The sequence below is a fragment of the Ruegeria sp. AF8 genome (assembly GCF_056541825.1).
In genome coordinates, this window is record NZ_JBQFYW010000004.1 from 276041 (window position 1) to 297709 (window position 21669).

The following is a 21669-nucleotide window of genomic DNA, read 5'->3' on the forward strand; positions in this document are numbered from 1 at the left end:
GGGGAGGGTGCCGTGTCACGGGAACTGGGAACGCTGGAAGACCTGCCGCAGGATTATCGCGACGATATGGAACGCGCGGGCGTCGCGCCTTTGTGGCCGATGATGCGCAATGTGCTTCCGCATGGCGCGCCGCAACCGGTCACCCGTCCGGGGTATTGGAACTACGACGCGGTACGCCCGCTTTTGATGCGCGCAGGGGAACTGACCCCGGTTGAACGGGCCGAACGCCGGGTTCTGGTGCTGTCAGATCCCGGACGCGGCGTCGGTGCGATGCAAGCGACCTCGACAATCTATCTTGGGCTGCAACTGCTGCTGCCCGGCGAAAAGGCTCCGGCGCACCGGCACACGCCCTCCGCCGTCCGGATCGTCGTCGAAGGCACCGGTGGATACACCGTGGTCGATGGCGAAAGGCTGCCGATGGAGGCGGGCGATCTGGTGCTCACACCCGGCGGTGAGTGGCATGACCACGGCCATGACGGCGACGCGCCCGTCGTCTGGCTGGACGCGCTGGACCTGCCGCTGTTCGTCTATCTCGAAGGCTCCTATGCAATCGAGGGTGAATTGCAGGCGCAGCGCAACCGCCCCGACGCCAGTCAGGTCGAATACAGCGCCGCCGGTCTGGCCCCATCGCGGCGACCGGGGCAGGGTGCGCGCCGCTACCCGATGATGCGCTTTCCCTGGAACCGCACCGAATCCGCCCTGCGCCGGATGGCGGCCTGTGGCGACGGCGTGGCCGAACTGGATTATATCAACCCCGAATCCGGCGAAGATGTGCTGCCGACCCTGGGTTTCGCCGCGATGATGCTGAACAAGGGCGAGCGCCACACGCCGCCCTTCCGCTCGTCCTCCTGCGCCTTTCATGTTGTCGGCGGCGAGGGCGAGACCTCGATCAACGGCGAAACGGTGCAATGGGGGCCAAAAGACACCTTCACCGCGCCGGTCTTTGCCGACATTTCCCACAGGGCGTCAACCGAGGCCTTTCTGATCCGCATTCACGACCGTCCCCTGCAGGACAAACTTGGCTATTACGAGGAGCGCCCGCGATGAGCGACAGCCTGTTTACCCTTCCTCCCATCCCCGGCATCCCGGTCACTGGCGAAACCGCCACCTATCCCATCGGCCGGATTTTCTGTGTGGGCCGGAACTATGCCGCCCATGCCGCCGAGATGGGCAACGAGGTCGATCGCGAAGCGCCGTTCTATTTCACCAAATCCGCGCCCAACGCCATCCTGACGGGCGCGACAGTGCCCTATCCGCCGGGCACCGAGAACTTTCACTATGAAATGGAATTGGCACTGGCCATCGGCAAACCGGTGTTCCGGGCGACACCGCAAGAGGCGTGGCAGGCGGTCTATGCCTATGGCTGCGCGCTGGACATGACCCGGCGCGATCTGCAGATCCGCGAGCGCAACAAGCAGCGTCCCTGGGATCTGGGCAAGGATGTGGAAAACGCCGCCGTTTTTGCGCCGCTGACCAGGGCGGGCGACTGGTCGCCGGATGACAGCAAACGCATTCATCTTCAGGTGAATGGCGAATCCCGTCAGGACGCCACGCTGTCTGAACTGATCTGGAAGATCGACGAAATCGTCAGCCATCTGTCCCGCTTCTATCACCTGCGCCCCGGCGACCTGATCCTGACCGGCACCCCGGCGGGCGTGGGGCCGGTGGTCGCGGGGGACATGATCACAGGCGGGATCGACGGGTTGGACCCGATCGAACTGACCCTGTCCGAGGCCGAGTGACCCATGCCCGACCGAATCCTCATCGCAGGTGGCGGGATCGGCGGGCTGGCGGCGGCCATCGGCCTCGCCCAGCGGGGGCGGCGGGTTCTGGTTCTGGAAAAGGCCGCCCGGTTCGGCGAGATCGGGGCGGGCATCCAGCTTGGCCCGAACGCCTTTCACGCCTTCGACTTTCTCGGCGTGGGTGACGCGGCGCGGGCGATGGCGGTCTATATCGACAACCTGCGCCTGATGGATGCGGTGACGGGGGCCGAAATCACCCGCATTCCGCTGGACGCTGCATTCCGCGCCCGGATGGGCAATCCTTATGCGGTGGTGCACCGGGGCGAGCTGCATGGCGTGTTCCTGAAGGCCTGCCGGGATCACCCGCTGGTCGAGTTGCGTACCAACAGCGCCGTTCAGGGCTATGAGCAGGACGGCGCCGCCGTTTCGGCTGTCCTTCACGACGGCATCCGCGTTCAGGGTGCGGCGCTGATCGGGGCCGATGGGCTGTGGTCGAAAGTGCGCGCGCAGATGCGCGACGACGGGCCGCCGCGGGTCTCCGGGCACACCACCTTCCGTTCGGTGATACCGGCGGCGGACATGCCCGAGGAGCTGCGCTGGAACGCCGCCACGCTCTGGGCCGGCCCCAAGTGCCATATCGTGCATTACCCGCTGTCGGGGTGGCAAAGCTTCAACCTCGTGGTGACCTGTCACAATGACGCGCCCGAGCCGGTGGCAGGAGAGCCGGTCACCCATGACGAGGTGCGCCGGGGATTTGAACATGTCTGCCCGCAGGCCCGGCAGGTGATCGAGCGGGGCCGCGACTGGAAACTGTGGGTGCTGTGCGACCGCGACCCGGTCATGGATTGGACCGACGGGCGCGTGGCGCTGCTGGGCGACGCCGCGCATCCGATGCTGCAATACTTCGCCCAGGGCGCCTGCATGGCAATGGAAGATGCGGTTTGTTTATCGGCGCTTTTCGAGGCCGGAGGCGAAGTGGACGGGGTTTTAGGCGCCTATCAGGAAAGACGACGCTTGCGCACAGCCCGTGTTCAGTTGCAGTCTCGGGAAATCGGAGACCACATCTATCACCCTGCCGGGGCGCATGCGGCGCTGCGAAACGCGATGATGAGCGCCAGAACCCCGGACCAGTGGTACGATGCGGTCGAATGGCTGTACGGCAGCACCGGCCTTGAGGGTACGGTGTCCGCCTGAGCAAGGAGTGAGCAATATATTGCATTGCGCAAAGATGTAGGCATTATATTGCTTAAATGAGGGGTCAAAGGGAGGAAAACATGACCTATAGGAGAACGCTTTTGGGCGTCATCGGCGGCGCGGCCGTTGCGGCGCTGGCCACCGGTTTTGGCGCGGGAACGGCGCTGGCGCAGGAGGTGACGCTGAAATTGCACCAGTTCCTGCCGGCGCAGGCCAACGTGCCGAAACTGGTTCTGGATGTCTGGGCCGACAATGTCGAAAAGGATTCGGACGGCCGTATCAAGGTCGAACGCTATCCTTCGATGCAACTGGGCGGCAAGCCTCCCGAACTGATGGACCAGGCGATCGACGGCGTGGCCGACGTGGTCTGGACCGTGGTCGGCTACACGCCGGGCCGCTTCCCCTCGACCGAGGTGTTCGAACTGCCCTTCATGATGACCAATGCCCGCGCCGTGTCGCGCGCCTATTGGGAAATGTTCGAAAAGCACATGAAGGATGACGAGTTCAAGGATGTCCATATCCTTGCCACATGGGTGCATGGCCCCGGCATGATCCATACCGCCGATCCGGTGGAAAACCCCGACGATCTGCAGGGCATGAAGATCCGCGGCGGCTCGCGTTCGGTCAACTCGCTGCTGACCAAGCTGGGCGCGACCCCGGTCGGCATGCCCGTTCCGGCGGTGCCCGAGGGCCTGTCCAAGGGCGTGATCGACGGCACCACCATCCCGTGGGAGGTGACCACTGCGCTGAAAGTGCCCGAACTGGTCGAGAACCACACCGAGTTCGAGGGCCGCGCGCTTTATACGCTGACCTTCGTTCTGGCAATGAACAAGGCCAAGTATGACAGCCTGCCAGATGACCTGAAAAAGGTGATCGACGACAATTCGGGTCTTGAATTCTCGGTCTTCGCGGGTGGCACCCAGGCCGATGCCGATGGCCCGGCGCGGGTTGTGGCCGAGGATCTGGGCAACAACATCATTACCGTCAACGAAGCCGGTGTCGAACAATGGCGCGCCCTGGCGCAGCCGATCTATGACGAATGGATCGCCGACATGGAGGCCAAGGGCAAGGATGGTCAGGCGCTGCTCGACGAGGCGCAGATGCTGATCGAGAAATACACGCCGGAATACACCAACTGATCCGGTCATTCGCAATCGGTCGCGGCGCCCCGGCGCCGCGATTCAACGGCCTCCGCAAAAGATCGAGGACCAATGCATAAATTGATGATGGGGTTGGCCAGAACGTTGGCCATCATCGGCGGGATCGTTCTGAGCGTCCTGATCCTGCTGACCTGCGTGTCCATTCTGGGCCGCTCGCTGAACGGCATTTTCCACGGCGATTTCATGCAGGGCCTCGCGCCCGGCTTTTCGGATTGGGCCATCGGCATCGGCATCGGTCCGGTCAATGGCGATTTCGAACTGGTCGAGGCCGGCGTCGCCTTTGCCATCTTCTGTTTCATGCCGCTCTGCCAGATCACCGCAGGACATGCTTCGGTCGATATTCTCACCAACTTTTTTGCCGCGCGCGTGAACCGGTTCCTGCGCATGGTGACCGAGATCGTCTTTGCCGCCGTTCTGATCTTGATTGCCTGGAAACTGTTCGACGGGATGCTCAGCAAGAGGGAATATCACGAAACCACCTTCCTGCTGCAATTCCCGATCTGGTGGGCTTATGCGCTCAGTTTCGTCGCGTCTTTCGCGGCCGCGGTGGTCGGGGTCTATATGGCCTGCATCCGAATCTATGAGTTCTTTACCGGCCGTGTCCTGATATTGGACGAGATGGAGGCGACCCATTGACCACGCTTGAGATCGGGATTGCCTCGTTTCCGGCGCTGATGGCGCTGATCTTTCTGCGCGTGCCCATCGGGCTCGCGATGTTTCTGGTGGGATTTGTCGGTCTTGTTCTCGTCACCGACGGCACTCAGGTCGCTTTTGCCCGCCTCAAGAACGAAACCTACACGACCTTTTCCAGCTATTCGCTGACCATCGTGCCGATGTTCCTGCTGATGGGGCATTTCGCGACGCTGGGCGGCATGTCGAATGCGCTGTTCAAGGCCGCCGAGGGCTGGCTGGGCCACAAGCGGGGCGGGGTGGCCATGGCCTCGATCGGCGCCTGTGCCGGGTTCGGCGCGATCTGCGGCTCGTCGCTGGCGACGGCGGCCACGATGGGCCGCGTGGCGCTGCCCGAACTCAAGCAATACGGGTATGCGGGCGGGTTTTCGACCGCGACGCTGGCGGCGGGCGGGACGCTGGGCATCCTGATCCCGCCTTCGGTCGTTCTGGTGATCTATGCCATCCTGACCGAGCAGAATATCGCAAAACTGTTCCTCGCCGCCTTCATCCCCGGCATTCTGGCGGCGGTGGGCTATGTCATCGCCATTTCGGTCTATGTCCGCCTCTATCCCGAAAGCGCGGGAACCCGCCCGCCGGTGCCCTATACCGAACGGTTTGCGGCGCTGATCCGGGTCTGGCCGGTCCTGCTGGTTTTCGGGCTTGTCGTGGGGGGCATCTATCTGGGCTGGTTCACACCGACCGAAGGCGCGGCGGTGGGCGCGCTCGGCACCGGCGTCATCGCCTATTTCAATGGCGGCCTGACGCTGGCGTCGCTGGCCGAAAGCTTTACCGTCACGGCGCGTTCCACCGCGATGATCTTTTTCATCGTGCTGGGGGCGGGGTTCTATAACGGCTTTCTCGCCCTCACCCAGGTACCGCAGGAGCTGTCGAACTATGTCGTCAGCCAGGGTTTCTCGCCGTGGATCGTGCTGGCGCTGATCCTGTGTTTCTACCTCGTCTTTGGTTGCCTGATGGACAGCCTGTCGATGATCCTGCTGACGATCCCAATCTTTTTTCCGGTGATCTCGGCGATGGATTTCGATTTCGTCTCGCTTGCGGCTATGCAGGCCGAGGCCGCGCGTGAGGTTCTCAACGCCGGCGTGCCGCAGGGCATGGGCGCGGAAATGCTGGCCTCGATTCAGGAGGCCGTCGCATCTGGCGCCGAACTGACCCGCGAGCAGATGAAGGAGCTGGGCATCCGCGTCACCCGCGGCATGGCCAACCGCATCGAGGCCGAATATGTCGCCATCTGGTTCGGCATCCTTGTCCTGATCGTGGTCGAGGTCGGGTTGATCACGCCGCCGGTGGGCATGAATCTGTTCATCATCAACGCGATGGACCGGACCACGCGCATGATCGACACCTACAAGGCGGTTCTGTTCTTTGTTGCCTCGGACATCATCCGCGTGATCATTCTGGTCGCCTTTCCGGCGATCACGCTGTTTCTGTTGCCGGGCTGACCGGCCGCACGCCTCCTCATGCAGTAAAATGCACGATTGCAATATTCGATTAGGCATTATCTTGCATAAGTGAGTTTAAAGTGCATTATTGCCACCCTAGGGGGAGAGGGTGCGCGTGGGCCGGCCGATCCGGTCGCCCGCGCGCATTTCCCGAGGACATCACCGGGAGGAGCCAAGCATGAGCGGAAACGCCGCGCACTATTTTGTGGACAGGCATGTGAACACGGGCGACGGAGCCCGTCCCGCCTATCGCGAGGCCGCAGGGCAAAGGCGCCGCCTGAGCTATGGCGAACTGGCCGACGCCTCGGCCTGCGTGGCCGGTGCCCTGTCCCGCGCCGGCATCCCGCGCGAGGCCCGCGCCGCCATGCTGGTGCTGGACCAGATCGAGTTTCCGCAGCTGTTCTGGGGTTGCCTCAAGGCGGGCGTCATTCCCGTGCCGCTGAACACTTTGCTGGCCACCCCGGTCTATGACGCGATTCTCAACGACAGCCGCGCCACCTGCCTGTTCGTTTCCGAAGAACTCTGGCCCGTGGTGCAACCCGCCGCCCAGGCATCGCCCCATCTGACCCATGTTGTGGTGATCGGCACCGCTCCTGACGGCACGCAGAGTTTCGATGACTTCATGCAGGGCGCCACGCCCGCCGAAACGGTCGAGGCTTCGGATGACGACACCGCCTTCTGGCTCTATTCCTCCGGTTCCACCGGCCAGCCAAAGGGGGTGCGCCACGTGCATGGCAGCCTCAGGGCCACCGCCGACACCTATGGCGCGCAGGTGCTGCAGATCGAACCGGATGACGTGGTGTTCTCGGCCGCCAAACTGTTCTTTGCCTATGGCCTCGGCAACGCGATGACCTTTCCCATGTCGGTCGGGGCGGAAACCATCCTGTTCCATGGCCGCCCGACACCCGAGGGCGTCATCGACATCATCGCCGCCGAAAAACCCACCGTATTTTGCGGCGTCCCGACACTCTATGCCGCCACCGTGGCATTGCTGGAAAGCCGGGGCGTGCCGGATGTGCAATTGCGCCGCTGCATCTCGGCGGGCGAGGCCTTGCCCGAAGAGATCGGACGCGGCTGGAAGCGGCTCTGGGGGGTCGATATCCTCGACGGCGTGGGGTCCACCGAAATGCTGCACATCTTTCTGTCCAACGCGCCGGGAGACGTCGAATACGGCACCTCGGGCCGCCCGGTGCCGGGATATGAGGTGCGGCTGGTTGATGAGGATGGCGCCGATATCGGCCCCGGCGGGCTGGGCGAGCTTCTGGTGCGCGGTGCGTCGGCGGCGGACGGGTACTGGAACAAGCGCGACAAAAGCCGCGCCACCTTCGAGGGTGAATGGACCCGCACCGGCGACAAATACGAACTGACGCCCGAGGGGCGCTATGTCTATTGCGGCCGCACCGACGACATGTTCAAGGTCTCGGGCATCTGGGTCTCGCCCTTCGAGGTCGAACAGGCCCTGATCTCGCACCCCGCCGTGCTCGAGGCGGCGGTCGTCGCGGCCCGCGATGGTGACGGGCTGGAAAAACCCAAGGCCTATATCGTGCTCAAACAGGCGGGCGAGGACGGGCTGGCCGACGAGTTGCGCGACTTCGTCAAGGACAAGGTCGGCAAATGGAAATACCCCCGCTGGATCGATTTCGTCGACGACCTGCCCAAGACCGCCACCGGCAAGATCCAGCGCTTCAAGCTGCGGGAGGACGGGTGATGGCCGAATGGGCCCAGATGCCTTCGCAGCCGATGATCGTAAATGGTGTCGCGCTTGAATATGCCTGTTCCGGCCCGCCGCCGGGCGAGGCGCCGACCATCGTCCTGCTGCACGAAGGGCTGGGCTGCGTCGCGCTGTGGCGGGATTTTCCGCAGGCCCTGGCTGACCGCACCGGGCTTGGCGTGCTGGTCTATTCCCGGCAGGGTTATGGCCAGTCCGATCCGGCCAGCCTGCCGCGCCCGGTCCATTTCATGACGGACGAAGCGCTCGATGTGCTGCCGCATGTCCTCGATCAGGCGGGGATCGGGCGCTGCATCCTGCTCGGCCATTCCGACGGTGCCACCATCGCCGCGATCTATGCAGGCAGTGTCGAGGATTTCCGTGTCCGTGGTCTGATCCTGATGGCCCCGCATTTCTTCACCGAGCCGATGGGTCTGGCCGAGATCGCCCGCGCGCGAGACGCATTCCGTACCACTGACCTGAGGGACCGGATGGCGCGCTATCACCGCGACCCCGAAGGGGCGTTTCGCGGCTGGTGCGATGTCTGGCTGAACCCGGAATTCACCGGCTGGAACGTGGCCGAGGTGATCGACTATATCCGCGTGCCCATCCTCGCGATCCAGGGGCGCGGCGATCAATACGGCACCCTGGCGCAGATCGACGAGATCGAGGCCCGCACCTATTGCCCCGTCGATACCGTGATCCTCGATTGCCGCCACGCCCCGCATCACGAGGCGCCCGGAGAAACGCTGGAGGCGGTGGCGGAATACTGCGCCCGCCTCGTGCGGATCGAAGCCGCCACAGTCGTTCCGGCCTGACGATGGATATCGTGCGCGACATGGCGCCTTATGTTCCCGGTCTGACCGCCCGGCCCCCCGAGGGTGTGTTCGCGTCGCTCCGCGATAGCGTTGCCCCGGATATGAGCGTTGATCAGATCGCCGCGTCGGACGCGTGGCGCGCCGGGTGGGATTTGCTGGACCGGGGGTATTTCTGGGAGGTCCATGAAGTGTGGGAGCCGGTCTGGGCCAGCCTGCCGCCGAACTCTGTCGAGCGGCATTTCGTACAGGCCGGCATCCAGTTCGCCAATGCCCGCCTGAAAGTCCGCATGCACCGCCCGCAGGCCGCCGCCCGTCTTGCCGGAATGGCGTGGGACCATTTGCAAAGGTGCCGGGGCCGGAGCATGATTCTCGGCATCAGGCCCTCGGCAATGGTGCGGCGGTGCATCGGGAATCGGTGGCAAATTCGGTTTATGCAAGATAATGCATAAAATTTGAGCGACGAAAGGAGTATTTTTGCCTAATGAATTTAATATCTTGAAATATAAGAAGGCAATGTATGCATTATTTTGCCTAATTCTACTTGCCGCGCCTTGCAAGGCGCAATAAACTGCACTCCATCGCCCGATTGAGGAGCCCGGAATGACCCAACGCATCGACTTCCAGACCGACCCCTCGAAATACCGCCACTGGCGGGTCGAGTACGATGGTGAAATCGCCAATCTGTTCATGGATGTGGACGAGCAGGGCGGCCTGTTTCCGGGTTACGAACTCAAGCTGAATTCCTACGATCTGGGTGTAGATATCGAACTGGCCGATGTCGTGCAGCGGATGCGGTTCGAACATCCCGAGGTCAAGGTGGTGGTGATGCAGTCCGGCAAGGATCGCGTGTTCTGCGCCGGGGCCAATATCCGGATGCTGGGCGGCGCCAGCCACGCGCACAAAGTCAATTTCTGCAAATTCACCAACGAGACCCGCAACACGTTTGAAGCGGCAGAAGAGGACTCGGGTCAGAAATACATCGCCGCCGTCAAGGGCTCCTGCGCCGGGGGCGGGTACGAACTGGCGCTGGCATGCAACTATATCATGTTGACCAATGACAGCGCCTCGTCGGTGGCGCTGCCCGAGGTGCCGCTGCTGGCGGTGCTGCCCGGCACCGGCGGCCTGACCCGCGTGACCGACAAGCGCAAGGTGCGTCGCGATCTGGCCGACGTCTTCTGTTCGGTCGAGGAAGGCGTGCGCGGCCAGCGCGCGGTGGACTGGAAACTGGTCGACGAGATTGCCCCCAACTCGAAATTCGACGAGGTGGTACAGGACCGTGCCCGCGAATTCGCCGCCGCCTCGGCCAAACCTTCGGCGCCAAAGGGCATCGCGCTCCCGCCCCTGAACCGGACTTTTGGCGAGGACGGCTCGGTCACCTATTCCAGCGTCGAGGTTGCGGTCGACCGTAGCGCGGGCCACGCCACGATCATCATCAACGGGACACAGGAAGACGCCCCCGCCGACATGGACGCCGTTCTGGCGCAGGGGGCGGAGACATGGATGCTGCGTCTCGCCCGCGAACTCGACGACGCCATCCTGCATCTGCGGCTGAACGAACGCGAACTGGGGCTGGTCGTGTTCCAGACCCGGGGCGATCCGGCCCGCGTGCTGGCCCATGAACAACTGCTTCTGGACAATGCCGGTCACTGGCTTGCCAACGAGATTCTGAAATACTGGAAGCGCGTGCTGAAACGTGTCGACATGACATCGCGCAGTCTGGTCGCCATTGTCGAACACGGCTCCTGCTTTGCCGGAGTACTGGCCGAACTGCTCTGGGCCGTGGACCGCTCCTACATGATGCTGGACGAGTTCGAGGGCGACAACCGCCCCCTCGCCACGATCACCCTTGGCGACAGCAATTTCGGGACCTATCCGATGGGCAATGACCTGTCCCGCCTCGCCACACGGTTCTGGGGCGATCCGGACGCACTGGACCGGCTCAGGGATCATATCGGCCAGCCGCTGGAAGCGGCAGAGGCCGAGGACCTGGGCCTCGTTACCTATGCCTATGACGACATCGACTGGGAGGACGAGGTGCGCATCTTCATGGAGGAACGCGCCAGTTTCTCGCCCGACGCGATGACCGGGATGGAGGCCAACCTGCGCTTTGCCGGTCCCGAAACAATGGAAACCCGCATCTTCGGCCGCCTCACCGCCTGGCAGAACTGGATCTTCCAGCGTCCCAACGCGGTCGGACCCGAAGGCGCATTGCAGCGTTACGGCACCGGCCTGCGCGGCGAATATGATATGGAACGTGTGTAAGGGGCCGCGACCCCCGGCGGAGGAAAGACATGCTTGACCTGATCAACGTAAGCTACGACACCCAGATCCCCAACAACGTGGGCCTGAGCCAGGACAGGAAAGTGCTGAAAGCGCTGGAAAAATGGCACCCCGGCTATATCGACTGGTGGAACAAGCTGATCCCGCAGGACTTTCAGGAATCGCTGGTGTATCTGCGTACTGCTGTCAGCGTCGACCCCAAGGGGTGGGCCAAGTTCGACTACGTGAAAATGCCCGAATACCGCTGGGGCGTGCTGCTGGCCCCGCAGGTCGAGGAACGGATGATCCCCTGCGGCGAACATGCCGGCCAACCCGCCTGGCAGGAGGTTCCGGGCGAATACCGCAACCTGCTCAAGCGCCTGATCGTGATCCAGGGCGATACCGAACCGGCCTCGGTGGAACAGCAGCGCCTGCTGGCGCTGACCGCCCCGTCGCTTTACGACATGCGCAACCTGTTTCAGGTCAATGTCGAAGAGGGTCGCCACCTCTGGGCCATGGTCTATCTGCTGCACAAGTATTTCGGCCGCGACGGCCGGGAAGAGGCAGACGACCTGCTGCGCCGCCAGTCGGGCAGCGAGGAAGCGCCACGGATGCTGGGCGCCTTCAACGAGGAAACGCCCGATTGGCTCAGTTTCTTCATGTTCACTTATTTCACCGACCGCGACGGCAAGATGCAGCTTGAATCGTTGGCCCAATCCGGCTTCGACCCGCTCAGCCGCACCTGCCGCTTCATGCTGACCGAAGAGGCGCACCATATGTTCGTGGGCGAAACCGGCGTTGGCCGGATCATCCAGAAAACCTGCGAGGTGATGAAGGAAAACGGCATCGACGATCCCTATGACGTGGGCCGGATCAGGGCGCTGGGCGTGATCGACCTGCCGACGGTGCAGAAAAAGCTGAACCTGCACTATACCCTGTCGCTCGACCTGTTCGGGCAAGAGGTGTCGACCAACGCCGCCAATGCCTTCAACGCGGGCATCAAGGGGCGCTACATGGAAAATCGCCTGACCGACGATCACCAGTTGCAGGCCGACACCTATACCGTCTGGGATCTCGAAGACGGCAAGGCGGTGCAGAAAGAGGTGCCCGCGCTCACCGCGATCAACATGCGCCTGCGCGACGACTATACCAAGGATGCCGCAGGCGGCGTCGGGCGCTGGAACAAGATCATCGAAAAATCCGGCATCGATTTCCAGCTCACGCTGCCGCATGAGGCATTCAACCGCAAGATCGGCGTTTTCTCCGACAAGCTGTTCGATCCCACGGGCAAGCTTGTGAGCGGTGCCGAATATGACAAGGGCCTGCCTGACTGGCTGCCAACCCATGCCGATGGCGATTTCATCCAGTCGCTGATGAAACCCTGTTACGAGCCGGGTCAATACGCCCGCTGGATCGCGCCGCCCAAAGTGGGCATCGACAATCGCCCAGGTGACTTTGAATATGTGAAACTGCACATGGCATGACACGAAAACCCGGGCCGGGTGCCATTAACGGTAACAAAATGTGACGATATCCGGATTGACGGAGTCAGCATTTTCCCGTTTCTCTGGAACCCGGCTTGTTCAGAAGGGGAGACCCGCAATGCAGATCGACCGCTCCAAGGCAGAGACACCCAATCTCGAAATGCTCGCCGGTCAGGTATCCGCGCTGCAATGCCCCTGTGTCGGCTGTTCCGATTGTGTCGGGCTGTGCATGGCCCTGATCGACACGCTGGTTCTGCCCGACGTCATCCTGACCAAGAAACGCGAGAGTCCATGAACCAGCCGCTCAAGCAGCACCTGATCGACCCCGAAATCTGTATCCGTTGCTACACCTGCGAGATGACCTGCCCCGAGCAGGCCATTGAACATGACGACATGAATGTCGTGGTGGACGCGGATAAGTGCAAATTCTGCATGGATTGCATTCCCGTTTGCCCCACCGGCTCCATCGACAACTGGCGCGTGGTGACACAGCCCTATTCGCTGGAAGATCAATACGGTTGGATGGACCTGCCCGAACAGGAAGAGATGACGGGCGACGACGGGCTGGAGGCGCTGGATGACGCCATCGCCGCCTTGCTGGCCGAGGCGCATAAAGGGGCAGGGGGCAAGGCCAAGGCACCGCCATCGGCCTCGAAACCCGCCATCAACATGTATGGTCTCGGCAAACCCGCCGAAGCCAGGGTCACCGGCAATTTCCGCCTTACCGCCGCAGACAGCGACAGCGATGTCCGCCACATCATCCTGGATTTTGGCCCGTTGCCCTTTCCGGTTCTCGAAGGGCAAAGCATCGGGATCATTCCGCCCGGTTCGGATGACAACGGCAACGCCCATCTGCCCCGGCTGTATTCCGTTTCCAGCCCCCGCGATGGCGAGCGGCCCAACTTCAATAACCTGTCCCTGACCGTCAAGCGTGAGGAACAGGGGCTGTGTTCGAACTATGTCTGCGATCTGAAACCCGGCGACACGGTCACCGTGACCGGTCCGTTCGGCTCGACATTTCTGTTGCCTTCCGATCCCAACGCGCATCTGCTGATGATCTGCACCGGCACCGGCTCGGCCCCGTTCCGCGCCTTCACCATGCGGCGGCAGCGCGAGTATCCGTCGCTCGAAGGGTCGCTGATGCTGGTCTTCGGCGCCCGACGCCCGCAGGAGCTGCCCTATTTCGGACCGCTCAAGAAAGTGCCCGAAAGCTTCATGTCCAAACACTTTGCCTTTTCCCGGCAAGAGGGGGAGCCCAAGCATTACGTGCAGGATAAACTGCGGGACGAGGCCGAAAAAGTTGGCGAATTGCTGAAGAACCCGAACGGCCATATCTATATCTGCGGCCTCAAGGCGATGGAGCAGGGGGTCGAAGAGGCGCTCAAGGATATCGCCCGCGGTCTGGGTCTGGACTGGGCTGACCTGCGCGATCGGATGCGCGGCGAAGGGCGATACCATGTCGAGACGTACTGATTGTACAAAACCGGTCTGAAAACCGGTACATTTCGGCCTTTTTGATTGCCCATGACCGCCTGGCGTCGTAATTTGTGCATTATTTCACATAAACGACCACGCAGGCAGAATGACCGAGATCACCAATTTCAGAGGCGAAACCACAGCGCAAAGCGGCGCTGATCTGGTCGAGATCTCGGTCGAGGCATTGATTGCGCGGGTCGGTGAACGGGTGCGCAAGGCGCGTGAAACCCGTGGCATTCCCCGCCGTGTGTTGTCGGAAATCTCGGGCGTGTCGCCACGGTATCTTGCGCAGCTGGAGGCGGGCGAAGGCAACATCTCGATCGGTCTTTTGCAACGCGTCGCCAGCGCGCTCGATCACCGGATCGAGTGGCTGGTGGGCGAGGATGACCCGTGGAATTCCGAAGCTTTGCGCGTGGCGGACATGTTTCGCGCCGCCAATGCCGAGGTGCAGCAGCAGGTCCTGAAAACACTCACCCCGCTCCCCGTTGAACTGCTCAGAGCCAACAGAATATGCCTCGTCGGCCTGCGCGGCGCGGGAAAATCGACGCTTGGCGCGATGCTCGGGGCCGCACTGAACCTGCCCTTTGTCGAGCTCAACGAGCGGATCGAAGAGCAGGCGGGCATGCCCGTTGGCGAGGTCATGGCGCTTTACGGGCAGGAAGGATACCGCAAGCTCGAAGCGCAGGCGGTTGACCGTATCATCGCAACCCATGACGCAATGGTTCTGGCCGTCGCCGGCGGGATCGTCGCCGAACCCGAAACCTACAACACGCTGCTCGACCACTTCCACACCATTTGGCTGCGCGCCTCGCCCGTCGAACATATGGAACGCGTCCGCGCCCAGGGCGACGAGCGGCCGATGGCGGGCAACCCGGAAGCGATGGAGCAGCTCAAATCGATCCTCACCAGCCGCGAGGCGCTGTACGGCAAGGCCCTGGCGCGGCTGGATACGTCGGATCAGCCGCTCGACGCTTCGCTGGAAGAGCTCAAAGCCCTGGTGAAAGAACGCGGGTTTCTGACCTGAACCGCTGCGTCTATCCGGGCTCCTGCAGCCATCCGTCCGCAAAAACCACCCGTTCCACTCCGGCCAGACGGCGCACACGGTCCAGTTCCGCCTCCAGCCTCCGGGTGCGGGCTTCCGACCATCTGACCTGCCGCTCGGGCCACAGGGCGCGGACCCGCAATTCGCCGCTGTCCCGATGCGCTTTCATGTCGATCCGTCCCACCAGCCGGTCACTTTCGAGCAGGGGAAAAACATAGTATCCATAGACCCGCTTGGATTCCGGTACGAAAACCTCGATCCGATAGTGAAATCCAAAAAGCCGCTCGGCCCGTTTGCGGTCGCGCAGGGCGGGATCGAACGGGCTGAGTACCCGCATCCGCCCCGGAGCGGCCGTCAGCCGCGCCGCCTGTTCCAGGACATCTGGCCGGGCAAAAACTTTGCGCAACCGCCCGTCCGATCCTTCGACTTCGACCGGCTCGATATCACCGCGCCCCGTCGCTGCGTCGCACCACGCCCTGGCTTCGCCAGAGGTGACGGTGCCCCAGAACGCGGCAAGCTCGCCCGACGTGGCAAAGCCCAGCCGGTCCAGCGCCGCGTTGCACAACCAGTTTACCGTACCCTCGGCGTCGCAGGGCGTACGGCCCGGGCAGAGATGCGTCTCGATCACCCGTTCGGTCAGGTCATAGCGCTTTTGGAACCCGTTCCGTCCGACAACGGTCAGCGCACCTGAACGCCACAAATATTCCAGCGCGGTTTTGGACGGGTGCCAGTCCCACCATCCGCCCGATCCCTTCTTTTCATCCGCCCCCACATCGGAGGAACTGACCGGGCCCTGATCGCGAATATGCTGCAATACGTCTTCGAACCGCTGCTCGAAGCCGTCTCGGCGCCAGTTCTTCCACCGCGCCCGCAGCAAGTCGGCATCTCGTTCGAACCGGAGATGCCAGTGCTGATAGAACGCCATTGGAATCACTGCGGCGTCATGTGTCCAGTGTTCGAACAACTCCCGGTCGCGTTCGTAGAGCCGTTTGAGATCATCCGTTCGATAGGCGGGCCGCCGCGCGAACAGGATCAGGTCATGGGCGCGCGCGACGGTGTTGATGCTGTCAAGCTGAACAAAGCCCAGCCGCCGGATCAGATCCAGCAACGCCTCTCCTCTGGCCGGGCCACTGGGCTTTTCCAGCAAGGCGTGCCGGTCCAGAAACAGCGCCCGCGCCACGCGGTTCTCCAGCTGTTGCAGCGCCATGGGATCAGCGCCGCTTCAGCGTGTCCCCATAGCTGATCTTGGGGGTCAGCGTGACGCGCGTTTCGATCTCGGCATCGGGGTTTTCCAGCTGCGCGGCGATGATCTCGGCGGCCTTGCGCCCGATCTCCAGCCGGCAGGCGTCCATCGTCGCCAGTTTGCGCGGCAGGCCCTGTAAAAGTTCGACATTGTTGAAGCCCGCCAAACCGATCTGCCCCGGAATATCGATGCCCTGATCCAGCAGGTACAGCAATCCGCCAGCACCGATCATATCGTTGGAATAATACAGGAAATCCAGCTCCGGCGAGCGCTCCAGCATGGCCTGCGTCATCTCGCGCCCCTTGGCCAGCGCCGAGCCGCCCGAGTAGAATTCGCGATCCTCGATCTCGACCCCGTTCTTGCCCAGAACCTCGGTAAATCCTTCGAACCGCTTTCTTGCCCGGTGGTCCAGCGGCATCTTGGTGCCCATGAACCCGATATGACGATACCCCGCCTTCAGGATCGCCTGCGCCATCTCGCGCCCGGCGCGGCGATGAGAAATGCCCACCATGGCATCCACCGGCTTGCCATCGACATCCATGATCTCGACGACCGGAATGCCGGCCGAATCGAGCATGGCGCGGGCAGCTTCCGTATGCTCCAGCCCGGCGATGATCACGCCCGAAGGCCGCCACGAGAGCATCTCGTACAGCACCTTTTCCTCTTTCTCGGGCAGATAGTCGGTGACGCCGACCACCGGCTGCAATTCAGTGTCTTCCAGCACCTGATTGACGCCGGTCAGCACCTCGGGAAACACCATGTTCGACAGCGACGGAATGATCACCGCCACCAGGTTGACCCGGTTCGAGGCCAGCGACCCCGCTATCTTGTTGGGGACATATCCAAGCTCTTTGGCGGCGGCCAGGACGCGCGTGCGCGTGGCGTCCGATACGTCCCCCCGGTTCCGCAACACCCGGCTGACCGTCATTTCGGACACGCCGGAGGCTTCCGAGACATCACGAAGGGTGAGCGGGCGTTTTGTTTCTGTAGTCACATGGATACCTGCGCTGTGTGTTTTGCCCGATGCTAGCGCGAACGCATTGATTTGTACAACTGTCCTCAAAGGCCATGACAAGGCCGGAAAAGACCGTTAGAGAGGGGCGGCGCGGCCCCGTGGCTCAACTGGATAGAGCAGCCCCCTCCTAAGGGGCAGGTTGCAGGTTCGAATCCTGCCGGGGTCGCCAGAAAAAACAACGCACTAGAGTGAAGGTGAAGGCGATCTGAGGCATCTGCGGAACGACACCCGGAACGAAATCAGCAACGGTAATGACCAGATGCGTCGCCTTCATGCCCCAGGAATTTGGTTGCGGCTTTAGATGCTACGGAACATTCGCTACTTGGTGCCACCCAGGGCCAGAACTCGGGTCTCAGAAAATGCGGACGAGTTCGAACAGACCTGATGCCGCTTGCCATTGGCGAACATGACCCGGACAAACACCATCGGTGCGCCGGAACTTTTCGCTGTCCGGACCGACCCCGATTTCGACCCGGCAAAAAAAGCGTGCCATTGCGCGCGCGTCTTCGAAATTCCCACGCCGAGCTGGACGGCCTATGACAAGGCCCTTTTCGAAGAAGCCACCTTCGGCCCCGAGGTTCCCATTTCGCTTGTGGAACGCGCGTATACGTCGCCCATCTGGTATTCACCCGAAGAATGAGAACCCGGTCGACAGGGAAAGGAGTTCAGTTCGAAATCTGCCCGAGCCCCGGCGGGTAACTCACTTGCCAATCCCGCCGTTCAGGTGGTTGAGTGGCCGGATGAACGCTCGTGGAAGGTAGGTTGGTGTGGTCTGGCCGTCGAATTCGGGAACAAGTGACGAAAAGCGCCGCGAATGGTGCGACCGGTATGGCGAAAGCGATGCCGAAGCGGGGATCGAGACGACCGGGGCATTCGAGCCGTTTTCTCAGATCAACGACATGTTCACCCGTGCTTTCTGGGACGACTCCGTGCGCAGCAAACAGACGGACGGGTTCTTTGCCAGCTATCGGATGAAGGCTGCGTACCGTAAGGGCGACGGGTTCCGGCAAAAGGATTTCGCGCTGCGTAATGCAAGCTGGCTGATCTCGGACATCATCAGCAACCGCAGCGCCGCCGACGGCAGACGCGAAGGGTTTCAGGCCCCGATAGCCTGCGACACGCCTGTGGCCGAGGCGCGCGTCGATATCGACGACCCGGCGATGATGAGCGCGGAAATCAGGCGGATCGGGCGGTTCTTTGGCGCTGATCTGGTGGGGGTCACCGATATGGACGAGCGGTGGCTTTATTCGGCGCGCGTTGATGTCCGTGATTTCTCCGGGGCAGAAAACGCTCTGCCCGAGGGGCTGACCAGTGTCATCGTTCTGGGCCATCAGATGGATCGGGAACTGGTCGCCACCTATCCTTCGGCACTGGCCGGGGCCGCGACCGGACGGGAATATTCGCACGAGGCCGCGATCGTGATCCAGCTTGCGGCCTATATTCGTAACATGGGTTACGAGGCGGTCGCCTCGATGAACGACACCGGGCTGGTCATTCCCTATGCGGTCAAGGCGGGGCTGGGGGAATATGCCCGCAACCAGATGGTGATCACCCCGGAATTCGGCCCCCGTTTGCGGTTCTCCAAGATCTTCACCAATCTGCCTTTGTCGCATGACAGGCCGAAACCGCGGGGGATCGCGGCGTTTTGCGACATCTGCACCCAATGCGCCGAGGCCTGCCCGGTAAAGGCCCTGCCTTACGGACCGAAAGCGGTCAGCGCGCCGGACGACAGGTCGGCAATTCAGGGCGTGCGGAAGTGGACGTCGGACGCCCATGCGTGTTTCGGCTATTGGGCCAGACTGCAATCCGATTGTGCAATCTGTATGCGGGTCTGCCCGTTCAACCGCGATTTCAGCCAAAGGCGGAACCGCTGGTGGCTGCGGCTGGCGGTGTCGCGGTTTCGAAGGCTTGCCCTGTGGCTGGACAAGCGCAGCAGCAGGGCCGTACGGCTGAAACCCAAAGACTGGTGGCAACGGACGGAAGGTTGAGACGGATTGGCGCACAGAATTTGCGCGTCCCCTCTTGCGCACGCCCTCCGGCTTGGCTACATCCCCCCCTGACGGGTGATTAGCTCAGTTGGTAGAGCGCTTCGTTTACACCGAAGATGTCGGGAGTTCGAGTCTCTCATCACCCACCATCCTTTCTTGCGGCGAATGGCCTCCAGATAGAATCCTGGGGCATGTGATGCCGCAGCCGGGATCGGGCAGGCCCACGGAATCCCGGGCGGAACGCAGCCGGCTTCCAGAAAACCGCGCTGAATCAAGTTTCGGTTGCGCAACCACGGTCATCCTGCCTTGAACCCGCGCGCGTGCACGTATAGGGAATTTCCTGCGCGCATAGGAGGGGCTTAGATGCAGGACGATCCGAAAACCCTTGTATCCACCGGCTGGCTGGCCGCACATCTGAAAGACCCGGATTTGCGGATTCTGGACGGGTCCTGGTATCTGCCGCAGCAGGGGCGGGATGCGAAATCCGAATATGACGCAGCCCACATTCCCGGCGCGCGATTCTTTGACATCGACGATATCTCCGATCACCGCTCGGACCTGCCGCATATGGTGCCGCCGGTTGAAAAGTTCATGTCCCGCATGCGCGCGATGGGCGTCGGCGACGGCCATCAGGTGGTGGTTTATGACGGTGCCGGGATGATGTCGGCGGCCCGCGTCTGGTGGCTGTTCCGCCTGATGGGGCAGGAGAATGTCGCGGTGCTGGATGGCGGTTTGCCCAAATGGCAGGCCGAAGGGCACGAGATCGAAGACTTGCCCCCTGTTATCCGTGACCGGCACATGACGGTGCGGGTACAGAACCATCTGGTGCGTGATGTCACGCAGGTGTCGGCTGCGGCAAAGCTGCGCGATCACGAGATTATCGACGCCCGTTCGGCCGCGCGCTTTGCCGGTACCGAGGCCGAGCCACGCGAGGGGCTGCGTTCGGGCCACATTCCCGGTTCGCGCAATGTGCCGTTCGGCGACCTGCTGAACAAGGATGGCTCAATGAAATCGCCCGAAGACTGCCGCGCCGTGTTCGAGGCCGCCGGGGTGGACCTGTCCAAACCCGCCATCACCACCTGTGGGTCGGGCGTTACCGCCGCGATTCTCAGCCTTGCGCTTGATCGCATGGGCAAGAAAGACCACTCGCTTTATGACGGCTCCTGGGCTGAATGGGGTGCCTTCCCGACCCTGCCCGTCGCAACCGGAGAGACCTGATGTTCGAACATCTCAAACCGCAACCCGCGGACAAGATCCTGATGCTGATGCAGATGTATCGCGAAGATCCCCGCGATGACAAAATCGATCTGGGCGTCGGTGTCTACAAGAACGCCGAAGGTGTGACCCCGGTCATGCGCGCCGTCAAGGCCGCCGAACAGCGGGTCTGGGAAGAACAGGAAACCAAGGCTTACACCGGTCTGGCGGGTGATCCGGCATATGCCGACGCAATGATCGGCCTGATCCTGGGCTCATCCGTGCCTCGCGGCAATATCGCCGCCGTGGCGACGCCGGGCGGCACAGGCGCCTGCCGTCAGGCGTTCGAGATGATCCGTATGGCCAACCCCTCGGCCCGGGTCTTCGTTTCGAACCCAACCTGGCCGAACCACCTGTCGATCCTCAACTATCTGGGGATAGAGACGGTTCAGTACCGGTATTTCGATGGTGAAACCCGCAGCGTCGATTTCGACGGCATGATCGAAGATCTGAAAACCGCCAATGCGGGCGACGTCGTGCTGCTGCATGGCTGCTGCCACAACCCCACCGGGGCCAATCTGAACATGGTGCAGTGGCAGGAGGTCGTGAACCTGATCAATGCGCGCGGTCTGGTGGCGATGATCGACATCGCCTATCAGGGTTTTGGCGACGGTCTGGAAGAGGATGCGCAGGGCGCACGGCTGGTGGCGTCTTCTGTCAAAGAATGCCTGATCGCGGCGTCCTGTTCCAAGAATTTTGGCGTCTACCGTGAACGCACCGGCCTGCTGATGGCCATCAGCGCTGACGCGGGGCAGACGGCCTTGAATCAGGGCACGCTGGCATTCCTGAACCGCCAGAACTATTCCTTCCCGCCGGATCACGGCGCGCGGGTGGTGACCACGATCCTTGCGGATGACGCCCTGCGTGCCGACTGGGCCGCTGAGCTGGAAGAGGTGCGCCTGTCCATGCTGGGCCTGCGTCAGCAGCTTGCCGACGAGTTGCAGCGCCTAAGCGGGTCCGACCGTTTCGGCTTTATTGCGCAACACCGGGGTATGTTCTCGCGCCTGGGTACGGCGCCCGAACTGGTCGAGAAGCTGAGGGTCGACCATGGTATCTATATGGTTGGCGACAGCCGCCTGAATATTGCCGGCCTGAACGCAACGACCGTGCCGATTCTGGCGAAGGCTATCGTTGACGTCGGGGTCTAGTCTTTC

20 protein-coding genes and 2 tRNA genes are annotated in these 21669 nt (G+C 62.4%); 20 read left to right on the top strand and 2 right to left on the bottom strand.

Going from position 1 to position 21669, the window contains the following annotated elements:
• The first annotated feature begins 12 nt into the window (after positions 1–12).
• The 14 genes from ACR0AO_RS10225 to ACR0AO_RS10290 all read left to right on the top strand — a co-directional run bounded on the left by ACR0AO_RS10225 (position 13) and on the right by ACR0AO_RS10290 (position 14997).
• Positions 13–1047 carry a cupin domain-containing protein gene (locus ACR0AO_RS10225; protein ID WP_480603039.1) on the top strand — a complete coding sequence of 345 codons (1035 nt, stop codon included), beginning with the start codon at positions 13–15 and terminating at the stop codon, positions 1045–1047.
• Positions 1044–1742 carry a fumarylacetoacetate hydrolase family protein gene (locus tag ACR0AO_RS10230; protein WP_480603040.1) on the top strand — a complete coding sequence of 233 codons (699 nt, stop codon included), beginning with the start codon at positions 1044–1046 and terminating at the stop codon, positions 1740–1742. The genes ACR0AO_RS10225 and ACR0AO_RS10230 overlap by 4 nt, the downstream gene beginning before the upstream one ends.
• Before the next feature lie 3 nt (positions 1743–1745).
• Complete coding sequence (locus tag ACR0AO_RS10235) at positions 1746–2936, top strand: 3-hydroxybenzoate 6-monooxygenase (RefSeq protein ID WP_480603041.1); 1191 nt, start codon at positions 1746–1748, stop codon at positions 2934–2936.
• An 80-nt stretch (positions 2937–3016) separates the two neighbouring features.
• Positions 3017–4075 carry a TRAP transporter substrate-binding protein gene (locus ACR0AO_RS10240; protein ID WP_480603043.1) on the top strand — a complete coding sequence of 353 codons (1059 nt, stop codon included), beginning with the start codon at positions 3017–3019 and terminating at the stop codon, positions 4073–4075.
• Positions 4076–4147: 72 nt separating this feature from the next.
• On the top strand, positions 4148–4732 hold the full coding sequence (locus ACR0AO_RS10245; RefSeq protein ID WP_480603046.1) for a TRAP transporter small permease: 585 nt from the start codon (positions 4148–4150) through the stop codon (positions 4730–4732).
• The gene (locus ACR0AO_RS10250) at positions 4729–6228 is read left to right on the top strand and encodes a TRAP transporter large permease (protein ID WP_480603047.1); all 1500 of its coding nucleotides are present in this window, start codon (positions 4729–4731) and stop codon (positions 6226–6228) included. The genes ACR0AO_RS10245 and ACR0AO_RS10250 overlap by 4 nt, the downstream gene beginning before the upstream one ends.
• Before the next feature lie 178 nt (positions 6229–6406).
• A complete protein-coding gene (locus tag ACR0AO_RS10255; RefSeq protein WP_480603049.1) occupies positions 6407–7936 on the top strand; it encodes a benzoate-CoA ligase family protein in 1530 nt (509 codons plus the stop codon).
• Positions 7936–8754, top strand: a complete 819-nt coding sequence (locus ACR0AO_RS10260) for an alpha/beta fold hydrolase (RefSeq protein WP_480603051.1) — start codon at positions 7936–7938, stop codon at positions 8752–8754. The genes ACR0AO_RS10255 and ACR0AO_RS10260 overlap by 1 nt, the downstream gene beginning before the upstream one ends.
• Positions 8755–8756: 2 nt before the next feature.
• Entirely contained in the window at positions 8757–9203 is a 447-nt protein-coding gene (locus tag ACR0AO_RS10265) for a DUF309 domain-containing protein (RefSeq protein ID WP_480603053.1), read from the top strand.
• Positions 9204–9354: 151 nt separating this feature from the next.
• Positions 9355–11016: a 2,3-epoxybenzoyl-CoA dihydrolase gene (gene boxC / locus ACR0AO_RS10270; RefSeq protein WP_480603055.1), complete on the top strand. Its 1662-nt coding sequence runs from the start codon at positions 9355–9357 to the stop codon at positions 11014–11016.
• A gap of 29 nt (positions 11017–11045) precedes the next feature.
• On the top strand, positions 11046–12497 hold the full coding sequence (boxB, locus tag ACR0AO_RS10275) for a benzoyl-CoA 2,3-epoxidase subunit BoxB (protein ID WP_480603057.1): 1452 nt from the start codon (positions 11046–11048) through the stop codon (positions 12495–12497).
• Positions 12498–12615: 118 nt separating this feature from the next.
• Positions 12616–12792 (top strand): hypothetical protein, encoded by a 177-nt coding sequence (locus ACR0AO_RS10280; protein ID WP_480603059.1) that lies wholly within the window; start codon positions 12616–12618, stop codon positions 12790–12792.
• Entirely contained in the window at positions 12789–13970 is a 1182-nt protein-coding gene (boxA, locus tag ACR0AO_RS10285) for a benzoyl-CoA 2,3-epoxidase subunit BoxA (RefSeq protein WP_480603061.1), read from the top strand. Before ACR0AO_RS10280 ends, boxA begins: the two co-directional genes overlap by 4 nt.
• A gap of 109 nt (positions 13971–14079) precedes the next feature.
• Positions 14080–14997: a helix-turn-helix transcriptional regulator gene (locus ACR0AO_RS10290; RefSeq protein ID WP_480603063.1), complete on the top strand. Its 918-nt coding sequence runs from the start codon at positions 14080–14082 to the stop codon at positions 14995–14997.
• Positions 14998–15007: 10 nt separating this feature from the next.
• Here the strand turns inward: ACR0AO_RS10290 and ACR0AO_RS10295 are convergent, their stop codons facing one another.
• Entirely contained in the window at positions 15008–16222 is a 1215-nt protein-coding gene (locus ACR0AO_RS10295; protein WP_480603065.1) for a winged helix-turn-helix domain-containing protein, read from the bottom strand.
• A gap of 4 nt (positions 16223–16226) precedes the next feature.
• A complete protein-coding gene (locus ACR0AO_RS10300) occupies positions 16227–17252 on the bottom strand; it encodes a LacI family DNA-binding transcriptional regulator (protein ID WP_480603067.1) in 1026 nt (341 codons plus the stop codon).
• A gap of 113 nt (positions 17253–17365) precedes the next feature.
• Here ACR0AO_RS10300 and ACR0AO_RS10305 point away from each other — a divergent pair.
• The 6 genes from ACR0AO_RS10305 to ACR0AO_RS10330 all read left to right on the top strand — a co-directional run bounded on the left by ACR0AO_RS10305 (position 17366) and on the right by ACR0AO_RS10330 (position 21663).
• Positions 17366–17442: transfer RNA gene (locus tag ACR0AO_RS10305), tRNA-Arg, on the top strand.
• A 237-nt stretch (positions 17443–17679) separates the two neighbouring features.
• Entirely contained in the window at positions 17680–17913 is a 234-nt protein-coding gene (locus ACR0AO_RS10310; protein ID WP_480603069.1) for a DUF3604 domain-containing protein, read from the top strand.
• 214 nt (positions 17914–18127) lie between these two features.
• Positions 18128–19261, top strand: coding sequence for a 4Fe-4S double cluster binding domain-containing protein (locus ACR0AO_RS10315; RefSeq protein WP_480603179.1), 1134 nt, complete (start codon positions 18128–18130; stop codon positions 19259–19261).
• 73 nt (positions 19262–19334) lie between these two features.
• Positions 19335–19410, top strand: a tRNA-Val gene (locus ACR0AO_RS10320).
• A 214-nt stretch (positions 19411–19624) separates the two neighbouring features.
• Positions 19625–20479 (top strand): 3-mercaptopyruvate sulfurtransferase, encoded by an 855-nt coding sequence (gene sseA / locus ACR0AO_RS10325; protein WP_480603071.1) that lies wholly within the window; start codon positions 19625–19627, stop codon positions 20477–20479.
• Entirely contained in the window at positions 20479–21663 is a 1185-nt protein-coding gene (locus ACR0AO_RS10330) for an amino acid aminotransferase (protein ID WP_480603073.1), read from the top strand. Before sseA ends, ACR0AO_RS10330 begins: the two co-directional genes overlap by 1 nt.
• Positions 21664–21669 lie beyond the last annotated feature (6 nt).